4 protein-coding genes and 1 pseudogene are annotated in these 7,705 nt (G+C 61.5%); 1 reads left to right on the top strand and 4 read right to left on the bottom strand.

Features of this window, described 5'->3' with window-relative positions; genetic code table 11:
- Positions 1–174: 174 nt before the first annotated feature.
- From AWC14_RS11060 to ctaD, 4 genes are all read right to left on the bottom strand, one after another.
- Complete coding sequence (locus AWC14_RS11060; RefSeq protein WP_045373659.1) at positions 175–1,365, bottom strand: PPE family protein; 1,191 nt, start codon at positions 1,363–1,365, stop codon at positions 175–177.
- A gap of 75 nt (positions 1,366–1,440) precedes the next feature.
- Positions 1,441–2,631 carry a PPE family protein gene (locus AWC14_RS11055; RefSeq protein WP_081967964.1) on the bottom strand — a complete coding sequence of 397 codons (1,191 nt, stop codon included), beginning with the start codon at positions 2,629–2,631 and terminating at the stop codon, positions 1,441–1,443.
- Positions 2,632–3,700: 1,069 nt separating this feature from the next.
- The gene (locus tag AWC14_RS11050; protein WP_081967963.1) at positions 3,701–5,146 is read right to left on the bottom strand and encodes an MFS transporter; all 1,446 of its coding nucleotides are present in this window, start codon (positions 5,144–5,146) and stop codon (positions 3,701–3,703) included.
- 518 nt (positions 5,147–5,664) lie between these two features.
- Positions 5,665–7,380 carry an aa3-type cytochrome oxidase subunit I gene (gene ctaD, locus AWC14_RS11045; protein WP_045373605.1) on the bottom strand — a complete coding sequence of 572 codons (1,716 nt, stop codon included), beginning with the start codon at positions 7,378–7,380 and terminating at the stop codon, positions 5,665–5,667.
- A 230-nt stretch (positions 7,381–7,610) separates the two neighbouring features.
- On the opposite strand from ctaD, the pseudogene AWC14_RS29565 reads away from it, so the two are divergent.
- A pseudogene (locus tag AWC14_RS29565) lies at positions 7,611–7,705 on the top strand (thioredoxin-disulfide reductase); the annotation flags it as partial.

The raw sequence follows: 7,705 nt of genomic DNA, 5'->3' as shown, positions 1-7,705 counted from the left end.
GGAGCCAACGACATGCCCGCACTCACCGCCTAACCCACCGGATCACGCAGCACTACACCACTTCCCGGGACTTGACCTACACTCGCGCTACCTCCGCTTAATAAAGCGTTTACCGGCAGCGTCCCGTTGAAGGCTTGTCTTGGCAGCCGTTGGCACGGTTCCGCGCCTGAAACTCTATCCACCCGCCGGGGGACGGGGAATTTTGAAGCGACGGTCTCTCATGCGGAATACCTTGTTCCCGGTGCGACGCCCTGCCACGCTGGTCGGCCCAATTGCCGTTGTCGGCGTGCCTGCCTGCGGGCTCGCCGGTGGGTTCGCCGCCCATGCCGGAAGAGCCCGGAACGCCGTACCCGTCGAACGGAGCGGCGGAGCGGCGGAGCCGACCGGCGGAGTTGCCGCTGCCCAGCTCTGCGGCACCGACAACTTTCCCACCCGGTCCGCATTGCTCACAGTGGCACAGACGTTGGCGCGAACGCCTCCGGTGCCGGGGGTGGTAGCACCGACAGTGGCGGCCGGGGTGGCGGCCGTGCTGGCATTCTTGGCTAACTGGAGTTCAGCCAAGCGATATCCTGTCCCGAATTGTCCTGCTGAAAACACCGAGTAGGTCACCTGCCAGAGCGGAGTCAGCGGCCCGGTAAGGGTATTGAAGTCACTGAAGGCTGCGAGTATCGGTGTTGACGTCGACGACGAGGATGCGTTGGTGGACGCCCCCGATGCGAGGGTTTGCAGCTGTTGTGGCACAGCGGACATCAGCTGCGGCAGCGTCGTGTGAGCGTGTCCTGCGGAGGTACCGACGGCTTGGGCAACCGCGGCGGCCTGGCCGGATTGCCCGGCGGGGTTCGTGGTCTGTGGTGGCGGGCTGAACGGCGTCAGCGTGGTCGCCGCCGACGAGCACGCGGCATAGCCATACATCGCGGCGGCATCCTGCGCCCACATTTCGCCGTAGGCAATCTCGGTAGCCGCGATCGCCGGCGTGTTCTGACCGAAAAAATTGGTCGCGACGAGGGTCGCCAACTGAATGCGGTTGGCCGTGACCGCCATCGGGGGCACCGTCGCGGCGAAGGCCGCTTCATATGCAGCCGCAGCTGCCCGAGCCTGGTTGGCGGCTTGCTCGGCTTTCACGGCCGTCCCGGTGGCCCACTCCACGTACGGTGCGGCCGCGCTGGCCATCGCGACTGACGCATCGCCCGACCAGCTCTCGCCTTGCAAGCCCGCGATCACTGAGGCGTAACTGCCCGCGTACAACTCGAGCTGTGCGGCCAGTGCGTCCCAGGCCGACGCGGCCGCCATCAGCGGCCCCGGGCCCGGGCCGGCATACATTCTGGCGGAGTTGACCTCCGGCGGCAGCGCCCCGAAATCAAACACCGACATTCCTTTCCAAGCTGATGCCACCCCACTGAACAGCCACCGCGACGCTGTCGGGTGGAACGTGATCGCCGGCTATCCGCCGACCGGAGGACGGGGCATCTTGAAGCGGCGAGGCTCGACGCGCAAAACGCTGCTGACTGACGGACGCGCTAACATGCCCGCCAGCGGACCCATGCCCGCGATCGGAGCCCCGCCCACGGTGGCCGTCCCTGTGGTTTCCGTCGCTGGCGGTACAGCTCCGAGGTCCATTTCTGACAACCACAGCGGCTCTTCGCTAGCGCTGGCCACTGGGGTTGCCGATGCCCAGGTCTGCGGAACTGACAAACCACCGACCGACGCCCCGCGCCCCACATTGACAAGCACTGGGCCGGACACGCCTTCTGAAGCCAGCGTCTTTGCTCCGACAGTGACGGCCTGTGTAGCCGCCTCGGGCAGATGGCCGGAGCCTTGGACGTTAGACCGAAAGAGGCCGGTTCCAAAGCTTCCCGCCGATGTGTATGTACGGCTAAGACCCGAGAACAAATTCGCCGGCGCAGTAAGAGTGTTGAAGTCACTGAACGCGGTGAGCATCGACGAAGACGAGGACGTCGAAGAGCCCGAAGTCCCTGCTGCTGAGAGGGTTTGTAACTGCTGTGGCACAGCCGTCATCAGACCTGAAAGTGTTATTTGAGAGTGTGAGGCTGTCGAGCTGGCGGTAGCTTGAGCCACCGCGGTAGCTTGGCCGGATTGGCCGGTGGGGTTGGTGGTTTGCGGTGGGTCGCTGAACAACGCGAACTTGGTGGCGGCCGCCGAGGACGCGGCATAGCTATACATTGCGTGGGCATCCTGTGCCCACATCTCGCCATAGGCAGCCTCGGTGGCCGCGATCTGGGTAGCGTTCTGACCAAAGATGTTGGTCGCGGCCAAGTTTGCCAACTGAGCACGGTTGGCTGTGACTAGCGCTGGCGGCACGACTGCAGCGAAAGCGGTCTCATAGGCTGCCGCCGCAGCCCGTGCCTGGTTGGCAGCTTGCTCAGCCTGGGCGGCCGTCGTCGTCACCCAAGCCACATAGGGCGCAACCGCATCGGCCATTGCGACTGACGCGCCGCCCGACCATGCCTCGCCTTGCAGCCCCGAGATCACCGAAGAGTAACCGCTTGCGGCCGACTCCAACCCGGTGGCCACTGCGCTCCAGGCCGCCGCTGCGGCCATCATTGGCCCCGCTCCGGAACCAGCATACATTCTGCCGGAATTGATCTCCGGTGGTAAAGCTCCGAAATCCATGTGTTTACCTCGATCGCTTGGCTACTGACGAGCTGCCGAAGGCGTTACGCAGTCTCCCGAATCAGCTGCTGGGCATCATGATTGCGCGATGCACAAACATTTGTTACCGCCGCGGAACCCAATGCGCGTGGTTACTCGGTAACTAGCCCGTCGAAACAACTGTCACACAAGCTGATTGCCGTCCTTGGCAACACCGATTCAGCTCACCGAACCGGAGACTGCTGGCTGGCAAGGAATTAATACCGGCAACATCGGCGCACCTCGATTGCAAAAGTACGGTGCGCCGAGACTGTTCGCCCGAAGATTCCGGCCGAATACGCTTCGCAGACCTTGAGTGCAGGACACTGCTGTGTTGGTGTAACTCATCGCGGCAGGCCAACGCAGGGTGCACCGGGCTGCGGTGATATCACCGTCTAAACGCCTGCACCCCAGTAGCATTCATTCGCAGGTGAGCGAAATTGGCAGCGGTACTTCTGGCCGGATTCGATCCGGACGCCTACGAGCCCCGGCTGCGCCATTGCCGATGCCGTCGACGTTGAAGACATGCGTAAACGCCAAGGTGGCGTTGCACCACCGAGAATTCACAAGTAAGCCAACCATGTTGGCTCGCTGGTGATGAATACACGATTACGGTAGACGGGCACCCCATAGCTTCGCGGGTAGTAGGCCCTACTCGAGCCGGTATGACCTGTCGGCCGGCTGTGGGCTCGAAACAACTCTTGGCGTCCTCGGCGCGCAGCGCGCCGGCCGAGACCACTCGGCACTCGACACTCGGCACTTGGGCGTGGGCAGAGTCATGAGCGTCGAGACCGCCAAATTCGTTGTTGCTCATCATCTCCGGGATCCTTTTACCGCAATGAACAAAGCGTAAACGGCAAACGCTGTGAATTCCGTGGACTGGCGCTGAAGATGGACTGAAAGTGTGAATGCGATACCCGCTCATAGGAAACACTCACTATCTGGTTGCGCTTTGTTGTAACAGACTGCGTGTGCAGGCGCCTTCACTCGGCCTCCGGTTCATAAATCGCGGATGCGCCAAGTGGACTTGGGTGCGCAGATCGACACCTTGTCAGAGGTCTGTCTGCGCTGGCACCGACGATCCAAGGAATCCGGCCTCGACGTGTGGCGATACCGTAGTAGCCTGCGCACGCGCTACATTCGGGTAAACGGAGCGGCGACGCACGTACATTGACCACGTGACGAATGCCGCGGCGACGTAAATCACTAAGAACAGCCAGAACGCCGCTGTATCGGTGCCGGTGCTCTGGTAGGACTGTCGCAGTGCGAGATTGACGCCGACGCCGCCGAACGCGCCAGCCGCGGCGGCGAACCCGATTAACGCTCCCGACATGTTTCGTGACCAGTTACGGCGTTCGATTTCGCTGCACTCGCGTGTGTGGCTGCGCGCTTCAATAACCGCCGGAATCAGCTTGAACACTGCGCCTTTGCCCAAGCCGGCCAAGACGAACAATGCGATGAGGCAGACGATATAGCCAACCATGGTGGCACTGGTTGTCGGCCCGGCGGTGTGGTCGTCGTGAGTGCTGATGCCGGCCAGCACTCCGGTTGCGGCGACCATGCCCGCGAACACGGCCAAGGTGACGGGGCCGCCGCCAAAGCGGTCGGCCAACCGTCCGCCGTAGATCCGCGATAGCGATCCCAGCAGCGGCCCGATGAAGGCAAACTCGGCGGCGTGCAGTGATGCCTGGGCGGCGCTTTGCCCACCGGCGACGAAGTTGATCTGTAGCACCTGGCCGAACGCGAAGGAGAAGCCGATGAACGTACCGAAGGTGCCTACGTAGAGGAGCGCGAGCACCCAGGTGTCGCGCTCGAACATCACCGAACGCAAGGTGGCCACTTCTATGCCGTGCTCGAGGTTGTCCATGAACAGCGCCGCTGCAATCGCAACGACCGCGAGCAGTACCAGGTAGACCGCGCACACCCAGTAAGGCTGGCGATTGCCGGCGACCGCCAGTACGACCAGTCCCACCACCTGGACGATCGCTACCCCGAGATTGCCGATGCCGGCACTGAGCCCCAGTGCAGAGCCTTTGAGCCGATGTGGGTAGAAGGCGTTGACGTTGGCCAGCGATGCGGCGTAGTTGGCGCCGCCGCATCCGGTCAATGCCGCGCATATCACATACGTCCACAACGGCAGGCCGGGGTTTTCCAGCAGCACAATAGTTCCCACGGTGGGGATCAGCAACACCAGCGCCGCGAACGTCGTCCAGTTGCGGCCACCGAAGGTCGCGATGCCCAGCGTGTACGGGATACGCAGGCTGGCCCCGACCAGGGTGGCGGTGGCGCCCAGCAGCAATTTGTCAGCCGACGAAAAGCCGTACACCGATTCGGGCATGAACAGCACCATCACCGACCAGAGCGCCCAGATCGAGAAGGCGACGTGGTCGGCCGCCATCATGCAGAGCAAGTTGCGCCGCGCAATTCTATTTTCGCCGGACTCCCAAGCAACGACGTCCTCGGGATTCCATTCGACGATCCGATGCGCGCGGCCCATTAACCCCTCCTCGTGATTAAAAAAAGTGCCGACAATCACGCTAGCCCGGTGGATTCCGGCCAGGCTGCGCTGAAATCTGTGAATTGCCAGTGAATGTCACGTCGTAATTTTGCCATCACATCGGCCAGCGGCTTATTAGGCACGCAGAGCGAGGAGCGCTCTGCGTGGGGCGTCATCGATGCGGGACGAAGCTCTCTTTACCGTCAGTACTATCGATGCGGAGCCGCGCAATGAACTCATCGGCGTGCTGTCTCCTTCACGACTAGTTTCCGGCCCGCATACCCGCATTGCCAGTTAATTGCTTTGTACGGGCGGGGATTAGAAGCATGGCAGTGCGCACGGCAACCCACGGCATCGGGGTTGCCGTTGATCATCCAGTGCTTGCACCAGATAACAGTGGCTTCAGTTAGTTCGACCGGTCATGCCGATGATGGTTCACTGCTCCTGCCACTGCCAGTAGTAGCCTTGTTGTTGTGACGTCACAAGATTCTTTTGTGCGTAGGTCGTTACGCGTCAACCTATTCCGGCTTCCGATCCAGCGCGACGCCGCGCCCGATATGGGATTCGGCCCGGAGTCGTTCGACCATGTGCGGGTAGTGCAACTCGAACGCTGGGCGTTCGGAACGGATACGTGGAAGTTCGGTAAAGTTGTGCCGCGGGGGCGGGCAGCTAGTCGCCCATTCCAGGGAATTGCCGTAACCCCAGGGGTCATCGACGGTGACCGGTTCGCCGTAGCGCCAGCTTTTGAAAACATTCCAGATGAATGGAATCATCGAGATCCCGAGGATGAACGATCCCATGGTGGAGACCATGTTGAGAGCGGTGAAGCCGTCGGTGGGCAAGTAATCGGCGTAGCGGCGCGGCATTCCCATATTTCCCAGCCAATGCTGCACCAAAAATGTGGTATGGAAACCGATCAGCGTCAGCCAGAAGTGGAGTTTACCGAGCCGCTCATCGAGCAGCCGCCCAGTCATCTTCGGGAACCAGAAATACACCCCGCCGAACGAGGCGAACACGATCGTGCCGAACAACACATAGTGGAAGTGCGCCACTACGAAATAGCTGTCGGTGACGTGGAAGTCCAGCGGCGGGCTGGCCAACAGCACGCCGGATAGGCCGCCCAGTAGAAACGTGACCAGGAAACCGAACGCCCACAGCATCGGACTTTCAAAGCTCAGCTGACCCCTCCACATGGTGCCGATCCAGTTGAAGAACTTGATCCCGGTCGGCACCGCAATCAGATACGACATGATGGAAAAGAACGGCAACAGCACCGCGCCGGTAGCGAACATATGGTGCGCCCACACCGCCATCGACAACCCCGCGATGCCGAGGGTGGCATAGACCAACGTGGTATAGCCGAAGACCGGCTTGCGGGAGAACACCGGGATGATCTCGGTGATGATGCCGAAGAACGGCAACGCCACGATGTAGACCTCGGGATGGCCGAAGAACCAAAACAGGTGCTGCCACAACAGGACTCCGCCGTTGGCCGGATCGTAGATATGGGCGCCCAGGTGCCGGTCGTAGGCCAATGCGAACAGCGCAGCGGTTAACAACGGGAACGCCAGCAACACCAGGATCGAGGTCACCAGGATGTTCCAGGTGAAGATCGGCATCCGAAACATCGTCATGCCCGGCGCGCGCATGCACACCACCGTGGTGATCATGTTGACCGCCCCCAAAATGGTGCCCAGCCCGGCGACGATCAGCCCCATGATCCACAGGTCCGCGCCGGCACCCGGGCTGTGGATCGCGTTGGACAGCGGGGTGTATGCGGTCCAGCCGAAGTCTGCTGCCCCGCCCGGCGTTATGAACCCTGCAGTCGTGACCAGGGCGCCGAACAAAAACAACCAGTAGGAAAAGGCATTCAGGCGCGGAAAGGCCACATCGGGTGCACCGATCTGCAGCGGAAGCACCAAGTTGGCGAACCCAAACACGATGGGCGTCGCGTACAGCAGCAGCATGACGGTGCCGTGCATGGTGAACAGCTGGTTGTACTGCTCGTTGGACAGAAACTGCAGTCCGGGTGCGGCCAACTCAGTGCGCATCAACAGCGCCATCAGACCACCGAGGAAAAACAGCACGTAGCAGGTGACGACATACATGATCCCGATCAATTTGTGATCGGTGGTGGTAACTAATTTGTAGGCCAGCGTGCCCTTGAGGCCCAAGCGGTCGGTAAACGGGCGACGGGCTTCCAGTGGTGCAACCGGCGGCGCTACAGCAGTCATTCCATCCCCGTCTCGAAACATTGCCAGCCCCAATGGTTCAGCGCCTATGAAGCCTTCAGTAGCGGTCTCGGCGTTGTGGGGTCACAACATTTGATTGTGCGCACGTCCGTGGAACGCCCTGACTTGGAATAGCCTCCGTCACTGTGCGTTAACTTGCGATGCGACGGTGATGGGTTGCGATTATGGTGATTTCGTCTCCGCCGGAGTTGGCCCTAGCTGAAAGGCTTCTGATGATCGCAAATATCCCTGTGCGCAACGTGATCGTTATCGGCTCCGGACCGGCCGGATACACCGCTGCTCTCTACACCGCGCGCGCGCAACTGGC

Origin of the sequence: Mycobacterium kyorinense (assembly GCF_002101735.1) — a bacterium.
In the GTDB taxonomy this organism is placed as follows: Bacteria; Actinomycetota; Actinomycetes; order Mycobacteriales; family Mycobacteriaceae; genus Mycobacterium; species Mycobacterium kyorinense.
This window is presented reverse-complemented; position numbering and strand designations above follow the sequence as displayed.